Annotated in this window: 36 protein-coding genes and 1 pseudogene; all 37 read right to left on the minus strand. The window is 52.6% G+C overall.

The annotated features are described in order from the left end of the window. Nucleotides 1–17: 17 nt before the first annotated feature. The 37 genes and pseudogenes from DW059_RS00615 to DW059_RS00805 all read right to left on the minus strand — a co-directional run bounded on the left by DW059_RS00615 (nucleotide 18) and on the right by DW059_RS00805 (nucleotide 25,710). Nucleotides 18–440 (minus strand): hypothetical protein, encoded by a 423-nt coding sequence (locus DW059_RS00615; protein ID WP_029467714.1) that lies wholly within the window; start codon nucleotides 438–440, stop codon nucleotides 18–20. Nucleotides 441–497: 57 nt separating this feature from the next. Next, nucleotides 498–1,004, minus strand: coding sequence for a phage major tail tube protein (locus DW059_RS00620; protein WP_006855474.1), 507 nt, complete (start codon nucleotides 1,002–1,004; stop codon nucleotides 498–500). Between the two features lie 2 nt (nucleotides 1,005–1,006). Further along, the gene (locus DW059_RS00625) at nucleotides 1,007–2,488 is read right to left on the minus strand and encodes a phage tail sheath family protein (RefSeq protein WP_117696801.1); all 1,482 of its coding nucleotides are present in this window, start codon (nucleotides 2,486–2,488) and stop codon (nucleotides 1,007–1,009) included. 15 nt (nucleotides 2,489–2,503) lie between these two features. After that, complete coding sequence (locus tag DW059_RS00630; protein WP_117696804.1) at nucleotides 2,504–3,124, minus strand: hypothetical protein; 621 nt, start codon at nucleotides 3,122–3,124, stop codon at nucleotides 2,504–2,506. A 10-nt stretch (nucleotides 3,125–3,134) separates the two neighbouring features. Then, on the minus strand, nucleotides 3,135–3,458 hold the full coding sequence (locus DW059_RS00635) for a sugar ABC transporter ATP-binding protein (RefSeq protein ID WP_147326013.1): 324 nt from the start codon (nucleotides 3,456–3,458) through the stop codon (nucleotides 3,135–3,137). Further along, nucleotides 3,451–3,933, minus strand: coding sequence for a hypothetical protein (locus tag DW059_RS00640; protein WP_117696810.1), 483 nt, complete (start codon nucleotides 3,931–3,933; stop codon nucleotides 3,451–3,453). Before DW059_RS00640 ends, DW059_RS00635 begins: the two co-directional genes overlap by 8 nt. A 25-nt stretch (nucleotides 3,934–3,958) precedes the next feature. After that, nucleotides 3,959–4,852 carry a major capsid protein gene (locus DW059_RS00645; protein ID WP_242986039.1) on the minus strand — a complete coding sequence of 298 codons (894 nt, stop codon included), beginning with the start codon at nucleotides 4,850–4,852 and terminating at the stop codon, nucleotides 3,959–3,961. Further along, nucleotides 4,852–5,046, minus strand: a complete 195-nt coding sequence (locus DW059_RS16255; protein ID WP_242986040.1) for a major capsid protein — start codon at nucleotides 5,044–5,046, stop codon at nucleotides 4,852–4,854. The genes DW059_RS00645 and DW059_RS16255 overlap by 1 nt, the downstream gene beginning before the upstream one ends. A 19-nt stretch (nucleotides 5,047–5,065) precedes the next feature. After that, a complete protein-coding gene (locus DW059_RS00650) occupies nucleotides 5,066–5,440 on the minus strand; it encodes a head decoration protein (protein WP_117696813.1) in 375 nt (124 codons plus the stop codon). A 13-nt stretch (nucleotides 5,441–5,453) separates the two neighbouring features. Beyond that, complete coding sequence (locus DW059_RS00655) at nucleotides 5,454–6,713, minus strand: head maturation protease, ClpP-related (protein ID WP_117696817.1); 1,260 nt, start codon at nucleotides 6,711–6,713, stop codon at nucleotides 5,454–5,456. Beyond that, nucleotides 6,679–8,343, minus strand: a complete 1,665-nt coding sequence (locus tag DW059_RS00660) for a phage portal protein (protein ID WP_082196326.1) — start codon at nucleotides 8,341–8,343, stop codon at nucleotides 6,679–6,681. Before DW059_RS00660 ends, DW059_RS00655 begins: the two co-directional genes overlap by 35 nt. Before the next feature lie 13 nt (nucleotides 8,344–8,356). Next, complete coding sequence (locus tag DW059_RS00665; RefSeq protein ID WP_006855435.1) at nucleotides 8,357–8,605, minus strand: DUF6148 family protein; 249 nt, start codon at nucleotides 8,603–8,605, stop codon at nucleotides 8,357–8,359. An 11-nt stretch (nucleotides 8,606–8,616) separates the two neighbouring features. After that, nucleotides 8,617–10,508: pseudogene (locus DW059_RS17765) on the minus strand (phage terminase large subunit family protein). After that, nucleotides 10,492–11,022 (minus strand): protoporphyrinogen oxidase, encoded by a 531-nt coding sequence (locus tag DW059_RS00675; protein WP_117696819.1) that lies wholly within the window; start codon nucleotides 11,020–11,022, stop codon nucleotides 10,492–10,494. Before DW059_RS00675 ends, DW059_RS17765 begins: the two are co-directional and overlap by 17 nt. A gap of 500 nt (nucleotides 11,023–11,522) precedes the next feature. Then, nucleotides 11,523–12,134, minus strand: coding sequence for a phage tail protein (locus DW059_RS00685; RefSeq protein ID WP_024725551.1), 612 nt, complete (start codon nucleotides 12,132–12,134; stop codon nucleotides 11,523–11,525). A gap of 173 nt (nucleotides 12,135–12,307) precedes the next feature. Further along, nucleotides 12,308–12,859 carry an RNA polymerase sigma factor gene (locus DW059_RS00690; protein ID WP_117696827.1) on the minus strand — a complete coding sequence of 184 codons (552 nt, stop codon included), beginning with the start codon at nucleotides 12,857–12,859 and terminating at the stop codon, nucleotides 12,308–12,310. After that, nucleotides 12,860–14,035 (minus strand): DNA modification methylase, encoded by a 1,176-nt coding sequence (locus DW059_RS00695; protein WP_442969763.1) that lies wholly within the window; start codon nucleotides 14,033–14,035, stop codon nucleotides 12,860–12,862. It lies immediately after the preceding gene. A 184-nt stretch (nucleotides 14,036–14,219) separates the two neighbouring features. Beyond that, on the minus strand, nucleotides 14,220–14,678 hold the full coding sequence (locus DW059_RS00700) for a hypothetical protein (RefSeq protein WP_117696829.1): 459 nt from the start codon (nucleotides 14,676–14,678) through the stop codon (nucleotides 14,220–14,222). A 73-nt stretch (nucleotides 14,679–14,751) separates the two neighbouring features. After that, complete coding sequence (locus DW059_RS00705; RefSeq protein ID WP_117696831.1) at nucleotides 14,752–15,495, minus strand: hypothetical protein; 744 nt, start codon at nucleotides 15,493–15,495, stop codon at nucleotides 14,752–14,754. 13 nt (nucleotides 15,496–15,508) lie between these two features. Continuing rightward, nucleotides 15,509–16,186 (minus strand): replication protein, encoded by a 678-nt coding sequence (locus DW059_RS00710; RefSeq protein WP_117696834.1) that lies wholly within the window; start codon nucleotides 16,184–16,186, stop codon nucleotides 15,509–15,511. After that, nucleotides 16,161–16,394, minus strand: a complete 234-nt coding sequence (locus tag DW059_RS00715; RefSeq protein ID WP_117696837.1) for a hypothetical protein — start codon at nucleotides 16,392–16,394, stop codon at nucleotides 16,161–16,163. The genes DW059_RS00710 and DW059_RS00715 overlap by 26 nt, the downstream gene beginning before the upstream one ends. A 243-nt stretch (nucleotides 16,395–16,637) precedes the next feature. Continuing rightward, nucleotides 16,638–17,069: an ASCH domain-containing protein gene (locus DW059_RS00725; RefSeq protein WP_006855711.1), complete on the minus strand. Its 432-nt coding sequence runs from the start codon at nucleotides 17,067–17,069 to the stop codon at nucleotides 16,638–16,640. A 12-nt stretch (nucleotides 17,070–17,081) separates the two neighbouring features. Further along, nucleotides 17,082–17,447, minus strand: a complete 366-nt coding sequence (locus DW059_RS00730) for a hypothetical protein (RefSeq protein WP_006855710.1) — start codon at nucleotides 17,445–17,447, stop codon at nucleotides 17,082–17,084. Then, nucleotides 17,448–17,705, minus strand: a complete 258-nt coding sequence (locus tag DW059_RS00735; protein WP_024725560.1) for a hypothetical protein — start codon at nucleotides 17,703–17,705, stop codon at nucleotides 17,448–17,450. Next, entirely contained in the window at nucleotides 17,686–18,234 is a 549-nt protein-coding gene (locus DW059_RS00740) for a Holliday junction resolvase RecU (RefSeq protein ID WP_117696841.1), read from the minus strand. The genes DW059_RS00735 and DW059_RS00740 overlap by 20 nt, the downstream gene beginning before the upstream one ends. A 63-nt stretch (nucleotides 18,235–18,297) precedes the next feature. Next, entirely contained in the window at nucleotides 18,298–18,864 is a 567-nt protein-coding gene (locus tag DW059_RS00745; RefSeq protein ID WP_117696844.1) for a DUF7768 domain-containing protein, read from the minus strand. 11 nt (nucleotides 18,865–18,875) lie between these two features. Continuing rightward, complete coding sequence (locus tag DW059_RS00750) at nucleotides 18,876–20,081, minus strand: phosphoadenosine phosphosulfate reductase domain-containing protein (protein ID WP_117696847.1); 1,206 nt, start codon at nucleotides 20,079–20,081, stop codon at nucleotides 18,876–18,878. Nucleotides 20,082–20,091: 10 nt separating this feature from the next. Continuing rightward, entirely contained in the window at nucleotides 20,092–20,541 is a 450-nt protein-coding gene (locus tag DW059_RS00755) for a class I SAM-dependent methyltransferase (RefSeq protein ID WP_242986042.1), read from the minus strand. 124 nt (nucleotides 20,542–20,665) lie between these two features. After that, nucleotides 20,666–21,571, minus strand: coding sequence for an ATP-binding protein (locus DW059_RS00760; protein WP_117696853.1), 906 nt, complete (start codon nucleotides 21,569–21,571; stop codon nucleotides 20,666–20,668). After that, nucleotides 21,510–22,121: a hypothetical protein gene (locus DW059_RS00765; RefSeq protein ID WP_117696855.1), complete on the minus strand. Its 612-nt coding sequence runs from the start codon at nucleotides 22,119–22,121 to the stop codon at nucleotides 21,510–21,512. Before DW059_RS00765 ends, DW059_RS00760 begins: the two co-directional genes overlap by 62 nt. Before the next feature lie 349 nt (nucleotides 22,122–22,470). Further along, nucleotides 22,471–22,893, minus strand: a complete 423-nt coding sequence (locus tag DW059_RS00775; protein ID WP_117696861.1) for a single-stranded DNA-binding protein — start codon at nucleotides 22,891–22,893, stop codon at nucleotides 22,471–22,473. Further along, nucleotides 22,890–23,693: an ERF family protein gene (locus DW059_RS00780; protein ID WP_117696864.1), complete on the minus strand. Its 804-nt coding sequence runs from the start codon at nucleotides 23,691–23,693 to the stop codon at nucleotides 22,890–22,892. Before DW059_RS00780 ends, DW059_RS00775 begins: the two co-directional genes overlap by 4 nt. Nucleotides 23,694–23,742: 49 nt before the next feature. Next, nucleotides 23,743–24,057 (minus strand): DUF6273 domain-containing protein, encoded by a 315-nt coding sequence (locus tag DW059_RS15795; protein WP_147326014.1) that lies wholly within the window; start codon nucleotides 24,055–24,057, stop codon nucleotides 23,743–23,745. Continuing rightward, the gene (locus DW059_RS00790) at nucleotides 24,054–24,371 is read right to left on the minus strand and encodes a hypothetical protein (RefSeq protein ID WP_117696869.1); all 318 of its coding nucleotides are present in this window, start codon (nucleotides 24,369–24,371) and stop codon (nucleotides 24,054–24,056) included. Before DW059_RS00790 ends, DW059_RS15795 begins: the two co-directional genes overlap by 4 nt. Nucleotides 24,372–24,384: 13 nt before the next feature. Further along, entirely contained in the window at nucleotides 24,385–25,173 is a 789-nt protein-coding gene (locus tag DW059_RS00795; RefSeq protein ID WP_117696872.1) for a spore cortex-lytic protein, read from the minus strand. Then, entirely contained in the window at nucleotides 25,160–25,438 is a 279-nt protein-coding gene (locus DW059_RS00800) for a chitinase (protein ID WP_117696875.1), read from the minus strand. Before DW059_RS00800 ends, DW059_RS00795 begins: the two co-directional genes overlap by 14 nt. Before the next feature lie 104 nt (nucleotides 25,439–25,542). Next, a complete protein-coding gene (locus DW059_RS00805) occupies nucleotides 25,543–25,710 on the minus strand; it encodes a hypothetical protein (RefSeq protein WP_199534279.1) in 168 nt (55 codons plus the stop codon). Nucleotides 25,711–25,713 lie beyond the last annotated feature (3 nt).

The raw sequence follows: 25,713 nt of genomic DNA on the forward strand, positions 1-25,713 counted from the left end.
CTCGACTATAAAATCAATTACTCTTTTCCTTTCGAGCTCTGACGTGCTGGTGTGGAAGGTTCTGGAGTAGTCTCTGATTGCTCGTCTGAGCTGTCTGCCCCTGAGTCTCCCGATCCGATAAAAAAACCTCGGCCGATTTTAGAGAATTTAGTGAGGGACTTACCCTTGATCCTCTCCATGTCCTCGAATGTGTAAGAAGGGTTTACTGCAATGACAGCAGCGAAGCCGATGTATAAATGCAGGGAGTAGTCAAGCTCGACAGCTCCCGCAAGGTTTCCACCTTTTGAGCCGCTGGCTTTCATTTTGTGAGCCTCAGCCTGCGCATAGAGTTCGCCGCTGATCTCGTCGGTGTCGTAACTCATTTCAGTAACCTGCACGCCGTTGATAAGCACCGGCTTGTTGAGTGTGATTGTTCCTCTTTCTTCTGTCTGGGTTCTCATGGTTTTGGTTCCTCCTTTTATAGAAAAAGCCGCCGGCGTTCTGCCAGCGGCCATGTTTTACAGTAATTTGTTGATGTCGCTCATGTAGTCCTTGCCGTCAATTCTGAGGATCTGGCTCAGTCTGTCGACGAGCAGGTACTCATAACCTCCGACAAAGATCTGCACGCGGTTCGCGGTGTAGGTGAGCTCGTTTTCCGAAGCGGATCCGATTTCTGCGCCGATACCCGGGAGCGCAGTCGGTGGGAATGTTCTGACAAAAGCCTTGCAGCCCTCCGGTGAGGTGGAGCCGTCTGCTTTGACTACGTTCTGCACCCATCTAAATTCAAAGCTGTGCTTGTCGAGCTTTGACATTTTCCCGAGCCCTTTATCCTCGCCGATCTTTGTGATCGAGAGCTCCATATTTTCGAGCAGTCCGACAATAGGTACCGTCATTGTTCCCATCGCGTTGAGGTCTGCTGTCATTTGTGAAATTGCCGGGAGTGTGAAGCTGGTGTCCTTAGCTGTAAGCACACCGCTGTCGTATACGGTGTCAGCAACCACCGCGCCTTTTAAGTCTAACCACATACTTACTCACCTCCTCCAAAATAAGCAGTAAAGCCTTCGTCTGTGTACGATACGCGCGCCGTTCCGCTCTTAAATGGTGGGGTAGGGGTTGCACTAATATCCCAGACAAAGTCGCCGTTCATCAGGTTGCTGGTAGGGTTGGCCGTCTCTAAAAATTCAACGGTAGGATCTCCGATAAGAGCGCCGCGGCCCTTTAACGAGTCGAGTTCCTCCTGTTCGTCAATGAGTATGCTCTGCTGGAGGCTCAGATCCATAGTGCTGTCGATCTGGGTGCCGTGGCGGCGCTGGAAGCCGTTAGTAATATACATAAGCATACGGATATTAACGTCGAAAATGTAGCGCGCAACGCCGTCGGAACCGTACTCGTAGTAGGCTGTGTGAGGTCCCCAGAGCACCCAGAGGCCGCCCCAAAATACTGCGGTAGTAATTCCCTTTGAATTGAGTTCGTTGCCGTCCTGCTGATCGAAGCCCTCGTTTTCAGAGCTGACTCCAAAATACTGAGCGGTACACATGATCTCTTTATTGGACGGGCTCTCCATTGGAATACTGTCATGGCTGTTGTCAACTCGCTGCATTGTGACGGTTGCCTGAGTGCTCAGGTGGTACGCTTTGCCAGCATACTGAACCTGCGGCCAGTAAACCTTCGAAAAACCGTTGTTGTAGCCGTTGCTGTCAGCCCACTCCTCGGCTTTTTTGAGCGTGTCAATGGCAGCCTTTGCCTTGCTGTCGTAAATCGGTAAGTCAGCATTTACGAAAGCGTCCCAGTGGCCGTTTAATTTCTGAACGGCCGAGATCATAGCCTTGTAAACGTCTGGATCTTCACTCCAGAACGGCGCAGCCAGAATGTTGAGCACGGCGTTGAACATGGTGTAGAGCTTGGAGAGAGCCTGCAGTCCGGTCCTCTTGCCGGAGGCTGTAACGCTTCCGATAATGTCGCTCTTGGTTACGAGAGACGGATCCACCTCTGTGAATGAAGCCTCCACCGTGCCGGTGATAGGATCGGCGTCACTCAATGACTCAATGACTACGGCACCTTTGGTATAGTTGTAGTCAAGAGAGTAGTCTGCACCCAGTACCTTGTCGGAGAGTGCAAAGGTGTCAAGGATAATTGTGTCAGTCACATACTCGGCACGGCCATTCTTGAATGTGAGTTCGACGGTTGTCTTGACGTCTTTCTGGTGGACGGCCGGATCTAATACGTTGATGATATAGATCGGCCCCACGTTTCCGATTGTGTTCGCAAAATGGCAGTCGAACGGCTCGCATAATGTGAACTTGTCCCAGTTGCTCGAGTAGCCGACTGTTGCCTGCGTTTTTGGCATGTTTTCCAGCTTGATCGGTGTGTTAATCAGGCCCTTCTCCTTATAACCTAAAACAAGGTTAATAGGTGCGGTTCCGATGTATGCCACAACGGTGTCAACCTGAACGGCGCTTTTTACTTTATCGTTTCCGATCTCGCCGTAAGCTCCGTGTTGATAGCTCATCTGTAAATCACTCCTTTACAATAATTTTTCATAGTCTGCGGGTATCTTGCGGGCCAGCCCGTGCTCGAGAGTGAACTGCACCCAGCAAAACCAGTACGGGTAATAGCTCACGAGAGCCCCGTCCTCAGTAAATGGGCCGTACTCTATGCCGTTTTCCTTAACGAGCCGCAGCCCCGCAATATACTCAGTGTTCTCGATTGCTTGCAGCACATTGTCGGTAAAGCTCCAGACGTCCCGCCAACCCTCGAGGTTTCTTTTGAAATTTTCGCTCGGCTCTCTGCGGTACTTCACGCCGCCGAGTGCCTGCGGATCCTGCTCTGGTACCGCCATTTCGCTGCCATGCTGCCCCGGGTTCCATGTCGCAAGCGCGAGCTGTATCGTCATTTGACCGATGTGCTGCGCCGGTGCGTGCTTGCCCTTTAAGAGCTGCACGCATAGTGAAGGAATGGGTGCCGCAACGTCTGGCGGCTTTCTGTCCTGAGTAGGAATGTACATAGCAAAGGCGGCCGGGTGCGCTGTCTGCACATTGTAGCCGCCGTCGTTTACTTTGTCGTCTGGAACTTTCAGAAGTATGCCGGGGCAGACTTCCTCCTCGAACCATTTGACAATATTGTCAAGATCGCTTGTTATAGCCATAGCGCACCTCCTAGACCATGCGGGTGTGGTGCAGGGCTATCTGGGTGATCCCCATATTTTCAGCCCATGAGTCAACAGTACACTCCCGGCCGTCCACATTCAGCGCGGAGCCCGGAGCTTTTTCACCCTCCAGATCTTCGGTTCTGGCAAATATAAGCGTGTCGGACTCAGCAACGCCCAAAATGTTGCCGTTTTTCATCGTGACAAGCGTGTCGTTGTCGATGATGATCGTTATACTTTTACCCTCGATTTTATGAACTTCTCCGAAGTCCTCGAGCTGTATGAATACAAGATCAATATCCGACGCTATGAGGTCTTTGAGGCTCTTACTCAACCGGATCCATAGCACCAAAAGCCGGAGGGGCTTCGGTGTCGTCCTCCTCTGTAAAGTAATCGTCGAGCAGCTTAATGACTTCGGCCTTTGTGCGCATATTTTGGGCGTCGAGTCCGTAAGCTCCAGCGAGTGCCTGCAACTCTGTGAGCCTCATTTTGTCGCTGTACTCTGGCTTTTCTGGTTTTTCGCTCTGAGGATCTTCGTCTCCGTCAGCTTCCGGCTCCAGATCCTGCTCTGGTTCCTCTGCTTCCGGTTCTGCCGGATCCTTTGCCGGCCGCTGCTCGGCGCCGGCGGTTTCTGGTTCTGGCTCCAGCTCGGCCTCTGGGATAATTACGTTTGCATATTCAGCAACGCCCTGAGTCACGAGCTCGGCCTCTCTCTCAGGATCGAGAGAGAAGGGCTCGGAGTCTTTGTCTTTGGGTAATATGATCCCGTTCTCTTTATAGCCGTATACTCCGGCGATAATTTTAATCATTTGGCGGCTCCTTTCTTCGCATTTCTTACAGTACGCTCGCAGATACCCACGGATTTTTGCTTCTAGGAATTAAGAGCGGGCGGCTTGTGACTTTAATCTCTCTGGACTCGGCCTTTACGTCTGCCGTGTACTTAGGAATACGGCGGCCGGTGTAGGTGTGGAACTCGCCGTCGTCCTGCTCAATCTGGGTAACTGCTCCATAGAGGCCGCGGCCTGCTGCCGGGGCTGTCATAATTACGGTACCAGCCGGGAGATATGGAACGATCTGACCGCTTTCGTCCTCGTAGGTCTCGTCGTAAGTGATAAGTTTTACCATGTGGCCGTCTACGTTCAGGATAGCGAAGCAGCAAGCTCCCTCCGGTAAATTCATAGGCTCGATAGTTCCGAGCATAATGCTGCGGTTGTCGAGGTATTTCTGGATTGTAGGATCCTGCAGCACGATCTTTGAAACTCCTCGGGCCATTACGCACTCAGTAGCAGGGAGCCCGTTCTTTGTGAGCATGTAGATCATTTCAGAAAGATCTCCGTAAATGTCGGCGCCGGTTGCGTTCCATTTTACTGCCGGTGTGTACTTCGCCGGGTTGGCTGCTTCATCGTAGAAACGGATCTCGTACTCCTCATAGTCTCCGCTGCCGTACTTATCAGCGTAGTGTCTCAGCACATAGCCGTTGTTGAGCATACACTGGGCTGCCATGTACTCCTCGCGCCCTGAGATCATTGTGTCGAACTCTGTCAGGTCTCTGTTGAGGATCTGGGCCTGTCTCTGCTGAGGCGTTACGTTCTGGAAGAGCTGCTCGCCGAACCCTTTCTTGTTGAGGTCGTCAATGGTGAGCGGTCTCTGTGGAGCGATAAACGGCGGCACATAGCTGAAGGTCTTGTAACCCTCGCGCTCGATAGTGATACCACCCTTTCGAGGCATTACACAGGCGCGATCTTCTTGCTGCCGTTTCTATACTCGACGAGGACCTCCTCACCCGGGAAAATGTCCTCAGACACTCCGTTGACCGGTGCGGTAGTAGGGAAGTAGCGATCTCTTAAAAATGTTCTGTGTGTAGGCATTGCCTGAATTGCCGCCAGCATAGTGACGGTTCTGTAAATTAACGGTGTAGGCATTTCGATTGTCCTCCTTTTCTTACATAGCAGAGTCGAGGAAAATGCCACCGTTGCGGAGCGCTGCCTCGTCTGCTTCTGTGATAGTGTAGTCGTCGTCAACGATAAGGGCCTCTCTGTTGAAATGGCCGGATCTGTACGCTGTTGTAAATGCGTCGGCGCTTGTTGCGTCTACCTCGTCGCAGAGAACGCCGAACGGTGTGAGCGTCTCACTTTCTCCGGCTGCTGTGCCGAGAATAACGCATTTTTTTGTTTTGCTGCTCATTGCAACGACTGTGCCGCGCGCGAGAACTCCTTCTCCGCTCGCGATTGTGACGCCCACGGCGTCAACTGGGAACTTGCCGTCAATAAAAAGATTGTCAGTGTCGCAAGCTCCAATTTTCTGATCTGCTCTCATTGTGATACCCTCCTTATTTTGTTGGTGTTGTAGGTGCCGGAACTGCGCCACCGTTAGCGATCATAGCAGCGAGCTGAGCTACCTGAGCGTTTTCGTCGGCTGCCTGATCCTTTGGTGCAGGTGCTCCTGAGTTCGGTGTCGTGCCGACTCCGGCTGCTCCAGAGGCGGTAAAGTCGTCGGCGCTGTTCTGAATGTGCTGAGTTCCGAGCTGGGCCTGCTTTTTCATAGCCTTAAAAGCAAGCTCCTGAGCTGAGCAGGCTGTCGGTCCGTATTTAGCTTCTTTGATAAGCTCAGGATCTCCGACTGTTGCCTCGATCGTCTCGATCTCCTGCAGTCTGGAACGCTCGGCGGTTACGGCTTCGCTTGCTGCTGCCTCGCGGGCTGCGTTCTCAATCTGTGCTACGACGTCAGGGTACTGCTGTCTTAATTCTTCTGGTGTCATTTTGGTGTTACCTCCTTTTGGTTTATTTGTTGAAACGCTCTGAGTCGGAGCTGCTGGCTTCGATGTAGGCGTTTTAACGCTGTTAATAATTGGCACATTGCCCGGGAAATTGCGAAAACCTTTGAGAGAGTGCAGCACTCCGTTGACGATAATCTCGTCTTTTTCTGAGCTCATGCACATGCTTGTCTCGCAGCCCTCGCGGATCGAAGTGCAAAAACCATTTTCGACAGCCTCGCGGCCGGTGTACCATGTTTCCTTCGCCATGATCTGTCGGATCTTCTCAGTTCCGAGGCCGGTTGCGGCGTCGTATGTTTCTGCTGCGGCCTTGTTGGCCGCTTCGAGTCTCTTGTTTACCTCGAGCAGGGCCTTGTGGTTGTAATTCCCTACAAGCGTGAGCAGGGCCTCGTGTACCATGAAAAGGGCGCCCTCAGCGATTTCACGAGTTTTGCAGCCCATAGCAATGATAGTGGCGGCGCTGGCCGCAATTCCGTCGATAACTGCAACGGTGTCGCCGTTCAGCTCTTTGAGCCGGTTGCAAATTCCGAGCGCGGTGTATAAGTCGCCGCCTACGGAGTTAATTCGCACGGTGATTTTTGCCTTGTCCTTGACCTGAGCCAGATCTTCGAGAAAGCCTTCCGGTGTGATATATAAGCCCTCGACCGGTTCGCCGGTCCACCAGTCTGTCGGTCTCTGGCTCACAACTTCACCGTACATGGTGATCTCGGCCTCCTCGTCGCTTACGTCGACGATGTTCCAGAACTTCTGGGCTGCGCCTGCGGGTGGAGCTGCTGGGCCGTTAAGAACTCGCAGCGGGATTGTTTGCTTTTGCATGTTGCTGATCCTCCTTTAATGAATTTTGAAGTATAAGAGAGGCAATAGCCTGAGTAGCCTCAGCCTGAGCCTCTGGGGTGGTGCCGTTAGCTTCCGCGATCATTTCGTTTTCGCGTTTTAACTGGTTCATGTTGGCTTCCCACTGGCCGCCATTCAAACGGATCGTACTCTGTTCGTGGGTGCTGTACCCGTGCTGGTTTGCAAGGATCTCGGCGCCGATTTCTTTCGTAGGATCGAGCTGTCCCTGAGACGGTCCGATCCAGTCACTCCCGAGCCATGCTGCACGAATGAGCGGATCATTGAAAAAGCCGGGCGCCTGAATACGTCCGAGAGCTACGGCCTCAGAGAGCCAGATCTCATAAATGGGCTTGCAAAAATCATTAGCAAACCACTCCCGGCGCATTTTGAACGCTTTCCATGCTTCCAGCAGTGCGGCTCTACTTGCTGAGTATGAGGCGTTGAACGATTTCAGGAGCAGATCGGCGGGGATCTCCAGCGCGGCGCCGCATTGTTCGCAGAGCGCTCTAATAAAAGCAGAAAAACCGCTTGCCGGTCTTGTTGGTGCTGCGAACTTGATATCTTCTCCCGGTTTCATTACATTAATCGTTCCGGGGCCCATTTCGTAATCGTCAGGATCCGAAGGCTCTACCTCTGAGCCGTTTACTTCATTGAACGGCATTTCATCGGCGCCGGTGTCGGTTGTAACAAAAGCCGTGAAAAAGCTCTCGACGAGGGCAGCCATGAGCTCACCCTCCGTGTAGCGCCTCATTTGCAGGAGCGGCTCAATAATCTGCGCCAGATATGTGACGCCTCTGTACTGCTCAGGCCTTTCAGACTCCATAACATGCAGGACATTAGGGAGCCCGGTTTTTTCTCCGTATGCCTCAACTCTGGTCCATTCGGTTTCGGCTGCTGCAATAATGTGCGGGTAGGTATTGCGAAAATAATACGCTTGTATCATTCCGCTGTCGTTAATCTCCACACCGTCAAAGATCCGGTTTCCGTTTTTTGCCTTGCCTTCGGTAGAAAAGCAGTAGTACCCCGAGTTAATCAGCGGTGTGCTGCAACGGTCAGCCTCTACGAGCTGGATCCTGAGAGAATACGGGCACATAGGAGTCGGATCGACTCGCTTAACGAGTCCGAACACATCACCACTCATTAGCCAGCTCATAAGCGCGAGCTGCTGCATGGCGTAATAGTCATTTACTCCGGTAGCGTCGCAGGCGTTTTTCTTTTCGGCCCAGATCTTGAACTCGGCCTCTGTTTTTTCTTGCCACTCTTTTGCAGCTTCCTGAGACATTCCCAGACGCTTGGCGTCTATGCGGCTATTTAATTTCAGACCGCAACCTATGACGTTTGTACGGTTGGTCTTAATGGCAGAAGTAGCAACCGGCGCAGCCATATACAGCATACGAGCGCGTTGCCTTAGTGTGTCATTGTTGTGGTCTATATCCCATTGAGGGGAGGAGCTGCTTGCTTTGAAGCTTTTCAGCGCCTTTTTCTTCCAGCTTGCGCCGGCCTCTGAATATCCATAGTTTGAAGCTCGCGGGGCTGCTGATCCCGGACGGGCTTCGAGTGTTGCCGCCTGAGCAGGTGGCCCTTGTGTTTTGCTTGGAGTTATTTGCTGCATGGTTTTCGCCTCCTTACCAGTCGCGAGGGACGACTCCGACGGCCCTGCGCTGTGATTTGTTTTCGAGCGACGCGATCTCGTCCTCCATTTCCTTGATTGCTTTGCGGATAGCTGAGAGATCTGTCTGGTATCTGGTGGCGTTTCGTGTTCCTATACCATAGGACTGAACGCCGCCGCTGAGCATTTCCTCCTCGCGCTTATAGTAAAGCTCGAGGCGAGTCTTTAATTTGCTGATTTTTTCAGCCTTTTGTTGCTGTCTCATGGTTCACCTCCTTACCAGTCGTCGTACAGCTTCGAGCCGCTGGAGCGTTTTTTCTTTTCTTTTTTCTCGACGGTTTTCAGCGGTTGGCCTTTGAGGCGCCTTTCTACTGCCGTGAGATCTGGATCCAGTATTCTGAAGGCTGCCATTGCATAGTTGCGGCAGTCGAGAGCCTCGTTGCGGTTATGTCCCGGCAGCTTCTCCCATTGCCATTTGTCGCCGCGTCTGGTTCGGACGAGCGACAGCTTTTCAGATAACAAGCCAGAAAAGAAAAGAGAGTCATAACCGCGATCCTCTCCGAGTGGAAAGTGGCAGTATTTGGCTCCCTTTTCTTGCACCTTAATGGCGTTCATTATTTTACTTTTTCCGGCGTCTACTCCCAGAGTGTAGAGCCAGCACTTGCCGATCAGCTTGCCGTCTATGACGATCTTCACCTTTGAAGGTGGGGCGGTGTACGGTATGCCGTCGCCGCCTTTTCCTTTTATGGCAAAAACGCGCTTGTTTTGTCTGGCCTTGCACTCGGCGTATACCTCCTGCGTAAAGTGGCCGCCGGAGTCCACGCACGTGAATGATACCTTCAGGCCCTTGCCATTCTTGAAGCGGTAAACATGGTCGATCACATCGTCGAGTCGAGCCCATACCTCTGAGGTATCAGGCCGGCCGTTGATAATTCCCTTTTTTATGCCCACGTTTCGCCGTAGAGTCCATGCCCGACCACTTCATACTCGAGGCGGTTGTCCTGAGTGTCAACTCCAACGGTCAGCACCAGAACGTCGTCAGGGAGCTCGGCGTCGTATTGTTCGCGCCGGCTGAGCATTGCGTCCTCGTCCTCTAAATCTCCGCGATCCTCCCATAACTCACCGAGTAGGGTGTTGAATACAACCTTCAATTTTTCAGGATCGCCCTGAGCTTCGAGGAACTTCGTGACGATTTTCTCCCACGGAGTCCACGGAGACGAAAAAGCGTTAAGCCAGAAAGAGCGGTGCCCTTTTAGGTATGCGTCCGGGTTCTCGGCGATCCATTTCGCCGGCTGCTTTTTCATGGTTGCTTCTGTCTGAATACAGCCGCAGCTCGGGCACACCCACGTTATCGACTTGACCTTGTAGGCCTTTTTATTTCGCACCTTTTTGACTTCGTGCTCAAAGTGAATATTGTCAAAAACAATATTGTGATACTCCCCGCAATCCGGGCACTTATGGCACCAGCGCTCCTGAGTACCGGCAAAAAAACCGTTTTCAATGTTGCTGGCGCCTTTAATTGTCGGAGTCGATACCTCGATCGACTTCGCATTGTAGAAGGTCGTCTGTCTTGCCTCTGCCAGAGCCCACGGATCGCCCTCAGTTCCTGCGCTGGACGCCCAGCGGTCGCGCTCGTCTCCGATGATATAGCGGGCCGGAGTAGAAGCGAGAGCGCTCGGACTGTTGGATCCGGTGATCGTCAACATGCCGCCCGGGAAAGATTTCTGCAAAATTGTATTGCCGGAGTCTCTCGTTTTGACGTCTGAGACCTTTTTCCTCAGTGGTTTCGAGTCTCTTATCATTGGAGCGATACGCAAGCGCGAGAACTTCCGGGCGTCGTCGAGAGTAGGCTGCACATAAATCGTAGATCCCGGATCCTGATCTATTATGTAGCCGATTATATTGAGCTCTACCTCAGATTTTCCAACCTGAGAGGCAGCTACAACGGTTAGCTTGTTGACTTTCGGATCTGTGAAGGCGTCCATTATGTCAACAAGGTACGGTGTTCGCTCATTCCTCCACGGGCCTGCCTCTGCTGAGCTTTCAGGAGATAAGCGGCGGTTTTTCTCAGCCCACTGGGACACTGTGAGGCGCTCGGGTGGTTTGAAATTCTTAACAGCTCGAACGAACGTATTGTTTAAGCTGTCAATTTCATTCTGCCTGCTCATCGTCCTCGATCATAGCCCAGCCCTGCCGATCCTTTACCCGCTTTTTATACTCCTCTGGATCGTAGTGGTACTGGGAGAGTGACAGAAGGATCTCGTTTACCTCCTCTTGTATTCTGGCAGAAGTTTCGGCCGGACTTGCAAGCTCCGCGGTATCAACCGCAAGCCGTCCCGGCATAGCCATTAACATGCTGCGGATATTAAAAACGAGGTCCGTCGTGATAGCTTCGACGTCCTCAGCTCTGTGCATGGTTCCTTCGAGTTCGGCGAGCTGGAGCTCTGCGACTCTGGCCTTTGCGCTTTTTATATCTACCTCAGCCTGCAGCTTGTCGGTCTCCAGCTTATCGTTTTGAGCTGACGCTTTGCGATCGAGCTGCGTGCGCAGGTATCTGATGTAGTCCTTTGTTGCTTCGCCGACATTGTACCGGCGGCCGGCCGGCGTGTCGTGAGTTTTCAGGACTCCGTCTTGTGTGAGCTGCTGGATCCTCCGGGCGGTCAGCTCAAACAGTTCGGCCATTTTTGTTGTCGGCCAGTAGCCGGAGTCTCGGCCGGTTTTTCTTTTCGTGGTGTTGCCATGCCTTGCCTCCTTCCCGGCGTAACGAAACGGCCTAAAATTTTTCTATGAGTCTAGCAAGTTTTTGGGCTCGCAAGCACCGCAGGGAAAAATTAAGCTCGAAAGGACCCGTGAAAATTTTTTTATTTTCTTTTGCCGGGTGCCCGGCGTTCGTGTTCTTTTTTCGCTTGCGTTTCTCTGCGGTGTTGGTGCGCCGACTCGGCGCGCGAGTGGTGACTTGCCTCGGCTTGCCCGGGCCTGCTGCCGGGGCTGCGCCTCTGGTGTGGCGTGGCCTTTGGGTGTGGTCCATGTCCGGGCCAGCTTGCCGCGCCTGATGTGGTGGCTCAGTCTTAGAGTGCTGAGCATATAGAAAGAGGCCAGCCGCTCGCATGGTGTGGAGTGGTGGCCTCTGGTTCTCTGGTGGTGTATGGTGCCCGTGTGGCTGCGTGTGTGCCCCGTAGAGCTCACCCCTGAGCTTTGGCGAGCATTTGCTTGACGTGGTTCTCCAGTCGCTTGCTGAGGCCCTCGTCAATGTTCTGCTGTATGAGTGGCTGCACCTTTTCGTTTTCAATCATCTGCGGCACACTCAATGTCTTTATGCTCTTGATAGGGTAGCGGCTTTCACTTTCCCTCTGGAATGGTATCTGTGTAGAGCCCTCACCTCCTGAGCTGGCAAGGAATACGCCGGCCGGCAGGTTCTTCCGCTGGCCCTTGAATACTTCCTGACTTACTCGGTATGGCTTCGGCTTCCGCTGGGTGGGCTTCATTTTGAAATGCGTCGGAGTCAGGACTCGGCCCTTGTATGTTAATACAACGGACTCGACGAGGTTGCCCTCGACTTTGAGCTGGCCGCCGCCTTTTCCTTTGCCGTCAAGCGCCGCCTTTACGTCAGCCTTCTTGATAGCGTAAACCTCGCACACGGCAGCAGATACCCACGCCTGCGCTCGGCTCTTTGCGTCTGAGGTGCATTTCTTTATTACCTTTTCAGCGTCTACCCCTGCAATATTGTCCAGCGTTTTGACGAGCTCCTCATAATTTGACAGCATACAAGTGGTTGTTCCTCTGGTGGCTGCCATGTGCGATCGCCTCCTCTCAGCCTGAAAACGGCAGCAAAAAACCGCCCGATTTTCTCGCGCGGTTTCTTTACCCATTTATTGCATTGTAAGAATTATAACACGGCTCAATTTCAAAGTAAATTGCATCTTTTTTGCACCGGTAAATTGCACGCTCAGCCTGCTGCCGGCGGCGGCTAATCAATGGCAGCCGTGCCATACAAGCGGACAGATAGGCTCTTAATAAGGCGCTGGCGGTTCCTCCAGACGGTTGTCGCGTCGCAGCCCAGTGACTCAGCAATGGCCTCATTGTCAAGCCCCTCGAAGTAGCGGCCGCTTACTGACTCATAATACGGATCTGGCTTGATGATTTCGAGGGCTTCCTCGAGAACATCGACTTCGTGCTGATCCGACTCAATGCAGGCCTGCTTGTCTTTGATAATAGCCTCGAGAGCCTCCTCTGGATCCATGCGGGTGCTACTCTTTGAAAATCTGGTGATCGACTTGCTTCTCGCTGGGGTTCCGTAGGTCCTCAGCTCCTCGATCTTTTCCTTGTCGTCCTTAATCTTGACCTTCAGCACCGGTAGGGCATAGAGACGAGCCTCGGTGTTTTTGAACGCCGCCTTTGCGTTCTGCGGCTGCTGCAACGGCTTGTATGCGTCTGAGACTGCTGCCGCGGTTTTCTTTGCTACCTCGTCTATGTAGCTTTTGATCTCTGGCGGTATGCTTGGTTTTTTCTGTTTTGCCATTTATTCATATTCTCCTTCCTTGTAGTCTGAGCTTATTCCTACATCGTCGAAAATTTCGGCGTATACTGCCGGATCTGCCGGAGCTCCGTCTCTTATGAGCTGGATCCGGTCCTTGTTACCGGTGATCCTGAAATATCTCTTTACAATTACGTCGGTATATCCGGGCGTTAATTCCATGAGGTAGGCGGTGTGTCCGGTCTTTTCTGCTGCCGCGAGAGTAGTCCCGCTGCCTCCGAACGGATCGTAAACCGTTTTTACAAAATCCATGTTGTCGAGTATCATTTCCATAAGCTCGACGGGCTTCTGTGTCGGGTGTAACTCATTCCCGGACCTGCTGCACCTCAAAACATTGCCGTAGCCTTTGTGACCGTCAAATTTCGCCTTGCCTCTGCTGCCGAACAGACAGAGCTCGTGCTGGCTTCTCCAGCCGACGCCCATGCCGGGTGTCTCTTTATCCCATACGATCATCGAACGGACTCCGAAGCCCGATTTCTCGATTATGTCATACAAATAGATCCACATGCGCCAGTCAGTGAACACATAAGCAAATAGAGGAGTGATACCCTCGAAGGCTGCGGTCAATAATTTAATATAACCGCGGGTGCTGAGTATGTCGTTTGCAATCTTCGGCGCGTCTGTCTGGCCTTTTCTCACGGTTCCGATACTTCCGGTAGACTTTCCGCTCTCTTGGTGGCCGCCGCTGCAATACGGTGGATCTGTGAGCATGAGCTCCGGTTCTGCTCCCGCCAGCAGCTCCTCGCGGTCCTTTGCGTTGGTGGAGTTCCCGCACATGAGTCTATGGCGGCCGAGGATCCACACGTCCCCCAGCTTGCTGACTGGTTCCTCCGGTGGTGGGAGTACGGTGTCGTCGTCTGCCTCCTCTTTGTCGTGGTCTGCTTCGCATAGAGCTGTCGCAAGTTCCTGATAGAATGACTCCTCGTAGCCGGTCATTTCAAACGGGATCGCCCCGGTGTCTACTGCCTCAAAAGCCTCGGCTAGTTTTACGCTGTCGATTTCCGCAAGCTCCGCGATCCGGTTGTCTGCCATGAGGTCGGCCAATTCTTCCTCCTCGCTGGCGTAGTTCTGATAGTCGACTGGAGCTTCTTTGATTTTTCCATACTTTGCCGCCGCGAGTCTGCCGTGGCCCTTTACGATCAGGCCCGATCGGGTGCTCACGGTGATCGGCTGCCTCCAGCCGGTTGCCTTAATGATAGCGGCGAGAGCTCTGATCTGATCGTCCGGGTGCTTATTCGGGTTTAGCGGGTTTTCTCTGAGTTCCTTTATCGGTACAATTTTGTCATGCGCGCAAAAACCGGCCGGCCGTCTGCGAACGCTTTCGGCTCAGCGCTGGTGGTGTAGTCTATGTCGTTGATCTGTATCTCTTGACGATTGGCCTTCGTCTTTGTCTGGGTGATTTCGAGCGTTTTCTTTGATTTCGCCACTTAATCGCCTCCCTTCTGGTTTTCTTCCGGCTCCTGAGTTCCAAAACGAGCGATCGCGAGCTCGTTGTATTTGCTGTAAATAGCCTCGAGGCTTTTTTCCATTCTGGCCCGTGTTCGTCGCCTACGGTTACGATATGGGCCAGCTCGTGCGCCAGCACCTCCGGTACTGCTCCCGCAGGGATATGTCCGGCCACTTCTATGAGTGGGAGAGTGCCGTCGTCTGGGAAGGTAGTACAACCGACCATTTCCGTGCCGTCCTCGGCGGTGATTTTGTCAACCAGTATGGCCTCGTATTCTGTGCCCGGGTGAATTTCAGCAAAAGCCTGAGCGACGAGGCTGCTCGGATCGTTTAAGAATGGGCTTTTTAATAATTCCATGAATAACCTCCTGCAATATGCGGGAGGGCAGCGGGGCCCTCCCTTGATGATCCCGACATTTGTGTCGGTGACATTATGCAATGATCGTGATCTTGTCTCTGTCCGGTATGTCTTTGAGCGCCTCCACGAGGTACGCCTTGACATTTGCCACCGCCTGAGATTTCCAGACGCCACCGTCAGCAGCCACGAGCTTGAATACCGGAGCGCCGCCTCTGCCTTCGCTTACTCTGAAAACAAAGTCACTGGCCGGCTGCTCAACCTCCAAAAATGTGCGGTATGGTATCAGGTTTACCGGGTTCGGTACGAGCACGTTGTCCTTTGTGGTTATTCCGGTTTTCATAACTGCCTGCTGGGTTGTCCCGTTATCTGAGAAGGTAGCCTCCTGAGTGTTCACGATATTGCTCGCCAGCATGGTGACAGCTTCGCGGTCGTCGCTTTCCTTGAAGCATGACTGCATAGAAATGAGAAAGCTCTCCTGATCGTATTCTCTGCCATATTCAAAACGAGGCAGCAGTGCGTTGACCTCGAAAAGTGTCTCGCGGTCGCGCTCAGCAAGCAAGCCGGAGTATAAAAGCACCTTTGTTTCGTTCACGACCTGAATAATCATACGATCGCGCAATTCTTCGCGGTTTTCTTTGATGTAGTCCACCAGTGAGGTGAGTGTGGTTGCAGAGATAGGCGCCGCTTTTTCCGGTGCGTCATATCTTACGAGATCCTTCGTGCAGTATGTCTTGCCGTTAATCTCGACAGTTTTCGGATCCTCGGCTTTTACTGCCAGTCCTGTGATAAATGCAATAGCTTCCTTTATTCCTTCCATTGTTTCGTCCTCCTTATGCGTTTACGGCCTTCGGGCCCATTGTAATGACTTTGTGCTGGTTGCTTTTCGGTTGTTCTGTGGTTGTTGGCTGGTCGACCGGTGGGCGACCATTCTCAAATACCTCGCCCGTCTCAGGATCGAAGTCTCTGCCCGGTACGAGTTCGCCTGCTGCCGTCTCTGCCTTTTCCTGCTCCTGATTGGCTGGAGCTTCTGCAGGCTTTTTATTTCTGTTTTTCAGGTCCAGAGGTTTGCCGGTTGGTGCTGGCTGCTGTTCTGCGGCGCCTGCTGCCTGCTGTGTCTCATCGGCGGCGGGAGCGGTATTTTGAGTCGTTTCTGCTGGCTGCTCCTGAGTCTGCAGGTCATTAAATGACATTTGCCCGCGGATTTGGCCGTCATATTCTGCGATCTCGATCTGTCCGGTTCTCATATTTACGCCCATAATCATTTGAGTGTCGATTGCTTCGGTTGCTGCAAGTTTGGTCGTGACAGAGATCTGAGTGCTTACGAGCTGTCTTGTTTTATTCGGTGCAAATTTGAGCGTGATCTGGATCTGTCTCTTGGTGGTTGCCTCTGTGTTCGGGTTCTGAATGTTCTCGGCCACCTGCATGAGTGCCTCGTTGAGTTTTTCGGTAAAAGCACCGCCAGCGAGAGTCTCGAGGTTGATGTTACTCTGTACGCTTGTTTTCTTCATTTTCTGGATCCTCCTTCTTGGTCGTTGAATTATTCAGCTCGTCAATGCGAAGGCTGAGTTGATAGGTCGCATAGGCTACCATGTGGAGCTCTGCGTTTTTCTTTTTGGCGTCTTTGTGGGTTACTACGATTCCGATTGCTGATAAAATCAGGAAAACGGCCCATAATGCACACACGACGGCGCCGAGCGTGATTTCTGCTGCGGTCATTTCTTCTGTTCACCTCCTCTCGGTGTGGTTGCGGCTCTGAGAGCGCACTCGGTACAAACTCCGGTGACTCCCGTTGCCTTTACTTGGCGCGCAAGCTCTGGTTCCCAGCACTCCCGGCCGCAGCGCGGGCATGTTACAAGGCGCCAGTCTGGGTGCTTGCTTGCGTCTGGTATATTGGAGCGGAGCGGAAGGCATATAAGCCCGCCGTCTCCGGGTTTCCACGGTTTTATTGTTATGTTCATGCTATGCCTCCCAGCTCCAGAGCCCCTGCTGGCCTTTTGCTTTTATGGGCTCCGGCAGTTCTTTGACGTTTCTCAGCTCCCATGCGTAACGGCCGAGAGAATAATCTCCGAGAGCCTTTTCGGTGTCCGGTAGAGTAGAGAGGTATTCTTCTGTTATGAGGTGGCAGGCCACAAGCTCAGCCGTTGCAATTACTTCTCCGTAATTGAAATATGTCAGGAGCTCACCGTTTGCCATGCTTGCTTTTTCCAGCTTCTCGACCATGAGTCCGAAGGCTTTCTCTGACAGAAGCGGTACGACTTGGCGTATTGGTTTGACTGCTGCATGGATCGCAATCGGTCCTCTGTATTTTGTGGCCCAGCTTCTTGTCTCGTTATGTTTTACGCCGGCGGCTATAAATTCAGCCCACGGCTGCCATATTGTTATCGCTTTCATTTAGGCTCCTTTCTAAAAGCAAAATGTTAGTTGTCCCGTTTCGTCTGCTTGCGTATTCATTGGAATAACAAAGCCTTCCCAGTGCTCATAGGCGCGCCCGGTCAGACACTCAGCCGCTAAAATCAGCACATTTATGTCGCTGGCGTTTTTCATCCATGCGTATTCTTTCACATGCCGTTTTATTTGTTCCAGTAGTGGGAGCAGGCCGTCGGCTTCGGCTGCTTTTTCAACGAGCCGAGCCCAGTCCTTGATCTCATATACTCCGCTGGGCGTTTTGTACGTTTCCCTGCCTTCTGTGATTTTTCTCCCGTTCTTATCCTTTCCGACCACCGTTGCCGTGAACATTCTCGAAGATAGTCTGGTGTAGTTCTCGATCATCTAGGCTCCTTTCTGGATAGCTGAGGCGCTCCAGTTCTTCGCGAAGGCCTCCGTGCTCTGATAAGGGCAAAAGAGCTGACCGTCTCTGGTTTTTACCTCGAAGCGTCCGCGGCTGCGGATATATCTCACGATCAACTCGTAACGCTGGCCGGTGATAAATCCCATTGATCCGGTTGTCCCGGTGAATGTCGCAATAATCTGGAGCGATCCGGTTTTACTTTTTGGGTTTTTCAAATCATTAAGCGCGCGTGTCAGCATTGTGCGTTCCTCCCTTTGTCTTTTTCAAAAATTCCAGCGTACCCAGATGATTGAGGCCGATCTCATAGTCTTGGATCTCGCTGCGTTTCAAGTGCTTGTGGCCGTATATGTCCTTCATATCTCGCCAGACGCTCCACGGTATGCGGTAGAACTGCTCAAACTTAAAGCTCACGAGCACGAAGCAGCTCGCGCCCATTTTCTCGTAGTTCTCCAGCAGTTCAGCCTGCCGATCGCTCACGGCAGAGGCTTCGATCTTGTCGGCGTCTGTATGTTTGGCCTCGAAGGCAATGCACCGGCCGCCGTTGAGTATTCCCTTGTAGTCGTTCTGGGCTTTCTTGGTGAAAACCGCGACATATTGGCCGCGTCTGCGATCTCCGTATGGTTTCAGAGGTCGCATAGGCTCCGGCGTTTTCTCAATGTCCGCAATATTCTGGGAGCGGTAGTAGTTGCACGCTGCGGAGATCATATTCTCGAAGCGTTCCCCGGCGTATTTAGCACGGCGGCCCTGCTGCCGGCGCTCATACTCGATATTTCTCTCGGCTTCGCATGGTGTAGGATCCGGGTAGCCTCTGAATTTCGTCCGTTACTCATATCACGCACCCCCTCTCAACATTGAGCTGCCATTTCTCAGGCTGTTCGCAATCATTTCGCCGAGTTCTGAGGCCTCTGTCGGATCTATGTTGATATGAACCGCAGTAACCTCTCTGAGACTCTTGTCGGCCTCCGCAAGTAGTGGAGCGGCAGCAGGCTGATCGGCGTATGCAGCAGCGGCAGAGGCGGCGAGTTTTCTCAGAGGTCTGCGCTGTGTTACTGCTGCATGATTGTAGATTTCCAACACGTTCTCGATAAATTCCGGCGGGCCGAAAACTTGGATCTCAATGTCGAGCACTCCGGCGAGCTGGATCTCGTCATACATTCCAGCAGATACCTCGCAGCCGTAAACTCTGATAAGTTGGCAATATCTGAGGAGCTGGAGCCCGCAACGCAGGCCGAGCTTTCTTTCCTCTGGGTTGGAGTCGTCCACAAACTGCGTAAAATACACATGAGGGGCGAGTGGCAGCAGGCCGTCATTCATTGCCTCGCGGCAGTATTCCTGCGCCTTGATGATGTTTTTCTCATAATCACCGCGACACGGTGAGCAAATATAAGTTAATTTCATTCGGTGTCCTCCTAACATGGACCGCCGTCGCTGCCTTTGAACGCTCCCGCAGGAAAGTCCCAGAGCTCTGACGGGGTGGTAATTTCGTCTACTGTAAATTTTCCGCTTATAATCTGCCGGATCGCCTCGACTGCTGCATGGCAGACACAACTCTCAGCGTCTCCGACGTATTCCTCTAAGTCCTTTTTATTGTCGAGAGTGAAGCCCAGACGCTCCTCGTCGTTTTTCACCGCCTCAAATTCTTCGGGGAATAGCTCACGGATCCCGGCCCAGTGCCTCGGTAGTGAAAAAATGCACATCATACACGAGCACCGGTTCCAGCCGGCAGAGTAGCAAGGGTGGGGCGTCGTTCGGTTCCTCTTTATCACTTCCCAGACGTCCCGCTCTGAATAATCAATAACAGCCCTCCACTGGTGTACGAGTCTATGAGCCTTTGCGGTGGCGTTTGACCGGTGGATCTCCATTTCGTTGTACTTCGAGCGCCCGGAGCTTTCGCCTCGGCGTTCTCCAGATACGATCAGGATCTTTTTATCCTTGCTGATTGTTTCGAGGTTCCTGATCGTCGCGGCGGCTACGTCTATTTTCAAGTAACCACTGCACCAGCGGCGCATTAAGTCGCCAGCTTTTGCCGGGAACTTCATGCGGTAGCCGTATGACTTTAGCTCCTCAAATTCCTCCTCTGTAAAATCGTCGGCCAGTTGTTCGCGGAGCTCTTGACTTCTGATCTGCTGTTTTGACTGGCTGCAGGTTTTGACTTCTCCGTCCTGCATGTACCGGATCGGATAGCTTGCGCCGACTCTGTAAACTTCGCCCCAGAAGCCTTGATCCCTCCAACTAACCCGGAGTGTTACCTTTTCGCGTTCTGCGAAGGCTTTTACATATTCCTGAGTACAAGGCCAGTCCATGCGGCGCTCTTTGTTCTTTCCGTCAATGTCATGGTGCCATAGCTCGATCTTGTTTTTCGGGACGCCCAGCTCTAAAAGTTTGAAATATGCAGCCGTCGAGTCTTTGCCTCCAGAAAACAGAACGATTACAAGGTCGTATTCCTCCAGTGGCAGCAGTTCGGGTAAATAGATTTTTTTCTCGTAGTCTGTGGCGTGCTTTCCGTCGATGTTTGGTTTTATTCTTTTACCGGTGCCATAAGAACGATCCGAGAGTTTTCCCCATATTACGGGGGTGTCTCGACTGCACTCGGTATCTTTTATGTATTCCGGCATTTGATACCTCCTAAATGATTTTTATTGTCTGGTGACTGCTGCCGGGCTGCCATACGAACCACGAGTAACTCGTGGCGTCCGTTCCGTGTCCGGTAAAGCTCGGGCGCTTATGTAGGGTGTAGAGTCCGGCGAGCCGGTGATCTTCCTGCTGCCAGAACTCAAAACGCTGGTCGCTTTCCATGAACGCGGTGCGGAGCAGGAAAATGAGCCTGCCGCCCGGTTTAAGTAGCCCGAGACATTTCTCAACAAATTCGATCGCCTGATTAAATGGCGGGTTGCCGATGATAAGATCGTACTTTTTCCCGAGGTCCATACTCAGGAAGTCGTCAATAATCACATTGACGCCGAGATCCTGCAGGTGTTGTGCCTCCTCTGGTCTGATCTCCACCGCGTCGATCGAAAAATCGCCGTATTTTTGTAGTGTCTTGATTATGTTGCCGCTACCTGCTCCCGGTTCCAACACCTCGATCCCCCCCTCAGAGGGAAAACGTCGAGAAATGTCTCGATCGTCGAGATTGGTGTCGGGTAGAAGTCGTGCGGCTTTCTGGTGCTTCCTCTGTTTGTTGCACTCATTGTCTGCCTCCTTATCTGCTGCGCCAGCTCTGGCCCTCCATGACGAGCGCCTCGCACATTTCTCGCAGCCGGTCCACAGTGGCCCTCGCTGTCATGTCGTCCCCGTTCTGAGGAGTGAGGCGTTTCTCCAGCTCGGTGTCTGTGTAGTTGCTTGTTACAATCGTTGGCTTGTAGCCTTCGTATCGGGCGTTTATGATCGCGTAGATCTTCGAGACGCCCCAGTCTGTCGGCGGCTCTTTCCCCATATCGTCGATAATGAGGAGCGGGACTGTTTCGTAAACTCTCAGGATCTCACCCTCTGAGATTTCGCGCTTGTCGTATGTAGCCTTGATCCTTGCCAGCATGTCGATCATTGTCATACAAATAACCGGCCGGCCTCTCTGGATCAGGTCGTTGGCGATAGCAGCAGCGAGGTGAGTCTTTCCGACGCCTATGTCGCCCAGTATGAAAAGCCCGTTTTTCTTCTGGCCCATGTTGTCAAAATTCTGGGCGTATCGCATGGCCGTTTCTTTCGCTTTGGCCGTTCTCTCGTCTGGGGTGAGGTAGTTGCTGAAGGTTCGTTCTAAAAAGCGGCCCCTCATTCCTGAGTCACATCTGAGGCGTGACACCCGGCGTCTGATTTCGTCCTCGGCTTTCCGTTTTTCTTCCTGCTCCCGTTTGAGTTGTTCCTTTTCTCTGGCCTCGACTGCTCCCGGGCATTTGCAGGGAATAGCGGTGGGGATCCAGAAGATCCGGTCGCCCATGTTGCTGAGTTCTTTGCCTCTGTGATACCGGAGCTTTCCGCAATATTCACACGGCACCGGCTCTGGTGGTGGTTCCGGCCAGTCTCTTTCCTCGTTGCTGTAAAACCAGCCGTCACTCGGCTGCTGTGAAGCCGGTGAGCTTGTAGCGGGATCCGCTTGGTGGTTCGTTGCCATTGTCCGGGCCTCCTTTGTCGTCATATTTGCCTTCCAGCACTTTGCACATGTTTGTCGGTTTCATTATCCAGTCGAAGTCAGCCCGCCAGTTGCGATCGTTTTCGCCTTTCATAAAGCTGCTTGCCTCGGTTTTTCTGAATAGTGTCTCGAATGTCTCAATATTCGGGTAGGTCTTAAATCTTGCGGCCACCGCCTTGCGTCTGGCTCCGTCAATCTTCTGGATCTTCGAGAAGCTGACGCAGATCTCGTTGTATAACTGCATGATTTTCACATACGGAGTCGGATCTGATTTAGCAGGTGCCGCTGCTTCGTGCTCTGGAGGAGCACTTAAAGGATCCTTTATATCTCTAGTCTTATCTACTCTAGTCTTGTCTACTCTGCCAGCGGTTGCTTGTTGGTCGTCCGGCGGTCGTCCTTCGGTCTTTTTAGCAGCCGCTCGGCGGCGTCTGGAGCGTTCCTTTTCGGCTTCACGCTGCTGGATCAGAGTGCCTGCATATTCCTCCCAGTCGTGGATCGTGAGAGTAGCAGGATCCTCGTCGCCCTGATCCAACAAACCCGCAGAAATAAAGGCTTGCAGCAGTTCGTCGGCGTCTCCGTCCCATTGTGCTGCGCGGGCTATATTTCGCGCGCTTATCTCCGAGACGTTGCCGTCCGGGGCGTTATCGAGAGCCAGAGCCAGAACGAAGTCAGGAGCCCGATCATGTAGGGTGGAACTATTTCGAGAGCGTCGGCTGCGTCTAAAATTTTTCTATGCTGTCTAATTGATTGATAAATTTTCAACCATGCCACGGCGTTTCCTCCTTCCTTTTTTGGTCGTCCTTTTTCTTGGCGCGTCTTTCTGTTTTGGTCGTTTGTCGGTCGTCCGGTGGTCGTCCACCGGTTGACCGGTAGGACAAAAATCAATTAAAAGGGAGCTGATCGTCTGCGTCCTCCGGTATATTCATAAAACCGTCGCCGCTTGCAGGACCGGTTGGAGGCTCCTGCTGGTTGCTGTTTTTGTTCTTACTTTCTGCAAACTCGGCCTCCTCAACAACAACTTCGGTAGTGTATACCTTGCGGCCCTCACGGTCGGTGTAGCTTCCCGTCTGGATCCTGCCGGTTATTGCGATCTTTGTGCCTTGTCTCAGGTATTTCTCAGCAAATTCGGCGTTATTTCTAAAGGCAACGCACTGGATAAAGTCGGCAGTTGCTTCGCCTCCGTCTTTTCTGCCTCTGCGGTCCACGGCGAGAGTGTAGCGGGCTATCGCCATAGGCTCATTGCCTTGCGTGTATCGTACTTCGGGATCTCTGGTGAGCCTCCCCATTAAAATGACTTTGTTCACTGTCTATTTCCTCCATTCCTCAGCTCTCTGGCTGTGTCGTCCATGCGCTTGCAAATGTCGTCATACTCTGCCCGAGTCATGTCGGCTGGTTTCTTGTTGTATAAATAATTGATCCTGCCGTCTGTCTGCTCTTTGGAGAGCCCGGCGTCCTGAGCTTTCCGGTACATTCTGTCGAGCTGGGCCGCTGTGAGCTTTTTCTCGGCTCCATTCTGGCCGCTCTGAGCGGTTTTATTGCCTTGTTGGCTCTGTTGGTTGCCTGCGGCATTTCTGACCGGCTGTGAGGCCGTTTGAGCGCTTGGCTTGCCCTTCATGTCTGGATCAGTCTCGCCCATGTCAATGCTGAATTTTTCAAAAAGATAATATTTTATAGCATAGGTCCACGCGCTGCCTTTGGCTTTGGCCGGATCGTCATTCCATGCGATCGCATGAGTCTGGGCCTCGTCGGTGTCGTCCTCGTTGTCAGCGTTGGTCCAGCGCATTGTCAGATCGGACTCATAAAGGAACATGAGGCCGCCGTGCTGCGTGTTCATGGTTTTAATCTGGGCGTTTTCCTCCTGAATAATGTCGAAGTTGACGCCGAGCTCATTCATCGTGGGAGTGATAGCCCTCCAGACGTCGTCAATCTTTGCAAACTTATAGGGAACCTCCTCGCTATGCTGGCCCTTTTCAATTCTCGGGATCTGGCGCCGCAGTTCGATGAATTTCTCCTGCAGGCTCATTACCTCGATCGGTTTGTCCCGCCGCGTCTGGAATGAGGCAACCGGGGAGCCCGCTGCGGTTTCTTTCTGTTCTTCTTGCATGTGGTTTCTCCTCCTTATGCCGCCGCACAAAGGCGGCGGGATTTATGATTTACTGAATTACGAAGCAGACCGGGACGTAAAGCTCGGTGCTGGCGCCCCAGCCGTTGGAGTTCCCGTTGTCGCCGACGCCCACGCAATAAGTAGAGTTGCCACCCCAGACAGAAGCGGTCCAGTACCAATCAGGTGAGCCTCCTTTTCTGTTGCACTTGATACGGTTGCGGCGGTCCTTGTAGTATTCGATCTGGTTGTATGTGCCGTCCTCTGAATAGCAGCAGTCCCCGAACAGCTCCGACTCGGTAGGTAAAAAGAGGCGACAGAGTGAGCTCTCGCCGTTTTCCTGCTTACGCTCAACCTCGGCAATCACATTGCGAAGCTCCTCCGGCAGACTGTTGAAACTTCCTCGTTTAAGTAATGCTTGACGTCTGAGTCTGCGAAGCCTCCGGCGTTTCTGTTGTTCTGGTTGTAGGCAACCTCTACCGGCAGGCAGTCCTTACTCTCGAAGCGAGCCCAGCCCGGGCCCATATCAACGACTACGAGATCCATTTCCTCGCCGTCGAGGGTTTTCTCTGTAATAATGTCGCCCACCTTCAGGCCGCTGGTGTTGTCCTTGATTTTCTGAGCCAGCTCCTCCCAGTTGATTGCTGTCTCTGTGGTTACTGTCTGTGTTAATACCGCCATGATAAGATCCTCCTTATTTTTTCTCCGCATAGAAGCGGTGGTTGTTAATTGTCATTATGTAGCGCTGCGACTCGTGGAACTTACTCGCCACAAGATCGGGATTGTAAAAGTATTTGATCGGCTCGGTGCTTGCTGTCATTCCAAAGTCAAACACATACCGAACGGCCTGCATTGCCTCCACTGACGGCTCCGGTCTTTTCTTGGAATAGGAGTAGCGGTCTGCTGCCTCTGCCGGCCGGATCCCGTCGTCCTCACACGCCTGCAGGATACACTGGCAAATTGCAATTTTACCGGCCAGAGGTTCGCCCTCGGCCTCTGCTGTAACAATCTGAGCCAGCTCGTAGCGTTCGGCGTCTGTCAGCTCGTACCTGATTTCAAAACCTGCCTCAGAGGCCCACGACCTCGCGAGCTCCTCCATGTCTACGGCGTGAGGTTCTCCGTCCTCTGTCAGATATGCGAAGTAGTAGCCGTCTGGCTGTGTTTCGTCTTGAATTATGAGAGTAGTCTCCTGCGGTGTCTCTGTTGTTTCTGTTGCCGGAGCGTTTACTGGTTCTTTTTTCTTGCTGCAAGATACCAGACTCACGGTAACGGTCACAACAAACACCAGAGCGGCGCCTGCTGCCAGTCTGGCAAGGAAAACCTCGCGGCGCCTATTGGCTTTTCTGCGTTTTCGTGCTATAATTTCTCTGTGATCTTTGAAATTATGGACGGGCTCAGGCGAGAGCACCGTCTCCTTCTTCGCGGTCACTTGGGCTGGACGTTCTGGGCGTCTGGCCCTTTTTATGTCCTCATGTGTTTGCATTGGTCTGTATGCCTCCTTTTGGTTCGTAGTTTCTCAGCTCGCAGAGGGCGAGCGTGAAGTCTTGGAAGGCGAGCTGCTTCACCAGATCGGCCACCAGCAAAACGCGATACCAGCCGGAGCGGTACGTCGCCGCGTCCTCTGGCTGCATTTCTGTGGCCCGCTCGAGCTTTCTGTCTGCATAAGACTCGGCCCGCTTCATTTCCTTGTCTGGGACCTCTTGGCCCAGTATCTCAAAAACCGCCTTGCGGCTGTATTCTTCGGCCATGTGTTGCACGCCTCCTTTACTTTTTGTCGTTGTCTTTTCCACCTTTGTTGTTGTAGCTGATAATTACCAGCGTTACGCAAATAATCAGGGTAATAAGTACGCCGTTACTCACAAGATCCACCTCCATTCATAAGATCCGGCAGTCTACACCCGAGCTTGTAAGACTGTGGCATGTATGTGATCTGCCTCAATTTCCGGCCGGTTATGCCGTACTTCGGGTTGTAGCCCAGAAGGTCTATGTAGTCCGTCAGGTCGTCCCGTTCTTTGCTCATGGC

Source organism: Roseburia sp. AF42-8, from assembly GCF_003435965.1.
GTDB classification, from domain to species: domain Bacteria; phylum Bacillota; class Clostridia; order Lachnospirales; family Lachnospiraceae; genus Roseburia_C; species Roseburia_C amylophila.

Coding starts and splice junctions, on each gene's coding strand:
- DW059_RS00615 (WP_029467714.1), bottom strand. CDS start 440: ATGAGAACCCAGACAGAAGAAAGAGGAACAATCACACTCAACAAGCCG.
- DW059_RS00620 (WP_006855474.1), bottom strand. CDS start 1,004: ATGTGGTTAGACTTAAAAGGCGCGGTGGTTGCTGACACCGTATACGAC.
- DW059_RS00625 (WP_117696801.1), bottom strand. CDS start 2,488: ATGAGCTATCAACACGGAGCTTACGGCGAGATCGGAAACGATAAAGTA.
- DW059_RS00630 (WP_117696804.1), bottom strand. CDS start 3,124: ATGGCTATAACAAGCGATCTTGACAATATTGTCAAATGGTTCGAGGAG.
- DW059_RS00640 (WP_117696810.1), bottom strand. CDS start 3,933: ATGATTAAAATTATCGCCGGAGTATACGGCTATAAAGAGAACGGGATC.
- DW059_RS00645 (WP_242986039.1), bottom strand. CDS start 4,852: ATGCCTCGAAAGGGTGGTATCACTATCGAGCGCGAGGGTTACAAGACC.
- DW059_RS16255 (WP_242986040.1), bottom strand. CDS start 5,046: ATGCCTACACCGTTAATTTACAGAACCGTCACTATGCTGGCGGCAATT.
- DW059_RS00650 (WP_117696813.1), bottom strand. CDS start 5,440: ATGAGAGCAGATCAGAAAATTGGAGCTTGCGACACTGACAATCTTTTT.
- DW059_RS00655 (WP_117696817.1), bottom strand. CDS start 6,713: ATGCAAAAGCAAACAATCCCGCTGCGAGTTCTTAACGGCCCAGCAGCT.
- DW059_RS00660 (WP_082196326.1), bottom strand. CDS start 8,343: ATGCAGCAAATAACTCCAAGCAAAACACAAGGGCCACCTGCTCAGGCG.
- DW059_RS00665 (WP_006855435.1), bottom strand. CDS start 8,605: ATGAGACAGCAACAAAAGGCTGAAAAAATCAGCAAATTAAAGACTCGC.
- DW059_RS00675 (WP_117696819.1), bottom strand. CDS start 11,022: ATGGCCGAACTGTTTGAGCTGACCGCCCGGAGGATCCAGCAGCTCACA.
- DW059_RS00685 (WP_024725551.1), bottom strand. CDS start 12,134: ATGGCAGCCACCAGAGGAACAACCACTTGTATGCTGTCAAATTATGAG.
- DW059_RS00690 (WP_117696827.1), bottom strand. CDS start 12,859: ATGGCAAAACAGAAAAAACCAAGCATACCGCCAGAGATCAAAAGCTAC.
- DW059_RS00700 (WP_117696829.1), bottom strand. CDS start 14,678: ATGGAATTATTAAAAAGCCCATTCTTAAACGATCCGAGCAGCCTCGTC.
- DW059_RS00705 (WP_117696831.1), bottom strand. CDS start 15,495: ATGGAAGGAATAAAGGAAGCTATTGCATTTATCACAGGACTGGCAGTA.
- DW059_RS00710 (WP_117696834.1), bottom strand. CDS start 16,186: ATGAAGAAAACAAGCGTACAGAGTAACATCAACCTCGAGACTCTCGCT.
- DW059_RS00715 (WP_117696837.1), bottom strand. CDS start 16,394: ATGACCGCAGCAGAAATCACGCTCGGCGCCGTCGTGTGTGCATTATGG.
- DW059_RS00725 (WP_006855711.1), bottom strand. CDS start 17,069: ATGAAAGCGATAACAATATGGCAGCCGTGGGCTGAATTTATAGCCGCC.
- DW059_RS00730 (WP_006855710.1), bottom strand. CDS start 17,447: ATGATCGAGAACTACACCAGACTATCTTCGAGAATGTTCACGGCAACG.
- DW059_RS00735 (WP_024725560.1), bottom strand. CDS start 17,705: ATGCTGACACGCGCGCTTAATGATTTGAAAAACCCAAAAAGTAAAACC.
- DW059_RS00745 (WP_117696844.1), bottom strand. CDS start 18,864: ATGAAATTAACTTATATTTGCTCACCGTGTCGCGGTGATTATGAGAAA.
- DW059_RS00750 (WP_117696847.1), bottom strand. CDS start 20,081: ATGCCGGAATACATAAAAGATACCGAGTGCAGTCGAGACACCCCCGTA.
- DW059_RS00760 (WP_117696853.1), bottom strand. CDS start 21,571: ATGGCAACGAACCACCAAGCGGATCCCGCTACAAGCTCACCGGCTTCA.
- DW059_RS00780 (WP_117696864.1), bottom strand. CDS start 23,693: ATGCAAGAAGAACAGAAAGAAACCGCAGCGGGCTCCCCGGTTGCCTCA.
- DW059_RS00790 (WP_117696869.1), bottom strand. CDS start 24,371: ATGGCGGTATTAACACAGACAGTAACCACAGAGACAGCAATCAACTGG.
- DW059_RS00795 (WP_117696872.1), bottom strand. CDS start 25,173: ATGCAAACACATGAGGACATAAAAAGGGCCAGACGCCCAGAACGTCCA.
- DW059_RS00800 (WP_117696875.1), bottom strand. CDS start 25,438: ATGGCCGAAGAATACAGCCGCAAGGCGGTTTTTGAGATACTGGGCCAA.
- DW059_RS00805 (WP_199534279.1), bottom strand. CDS start 25,710: ATGAGCAAAGAACGGGACGACCTGACGGACTACATAGACCTTCTGGGC.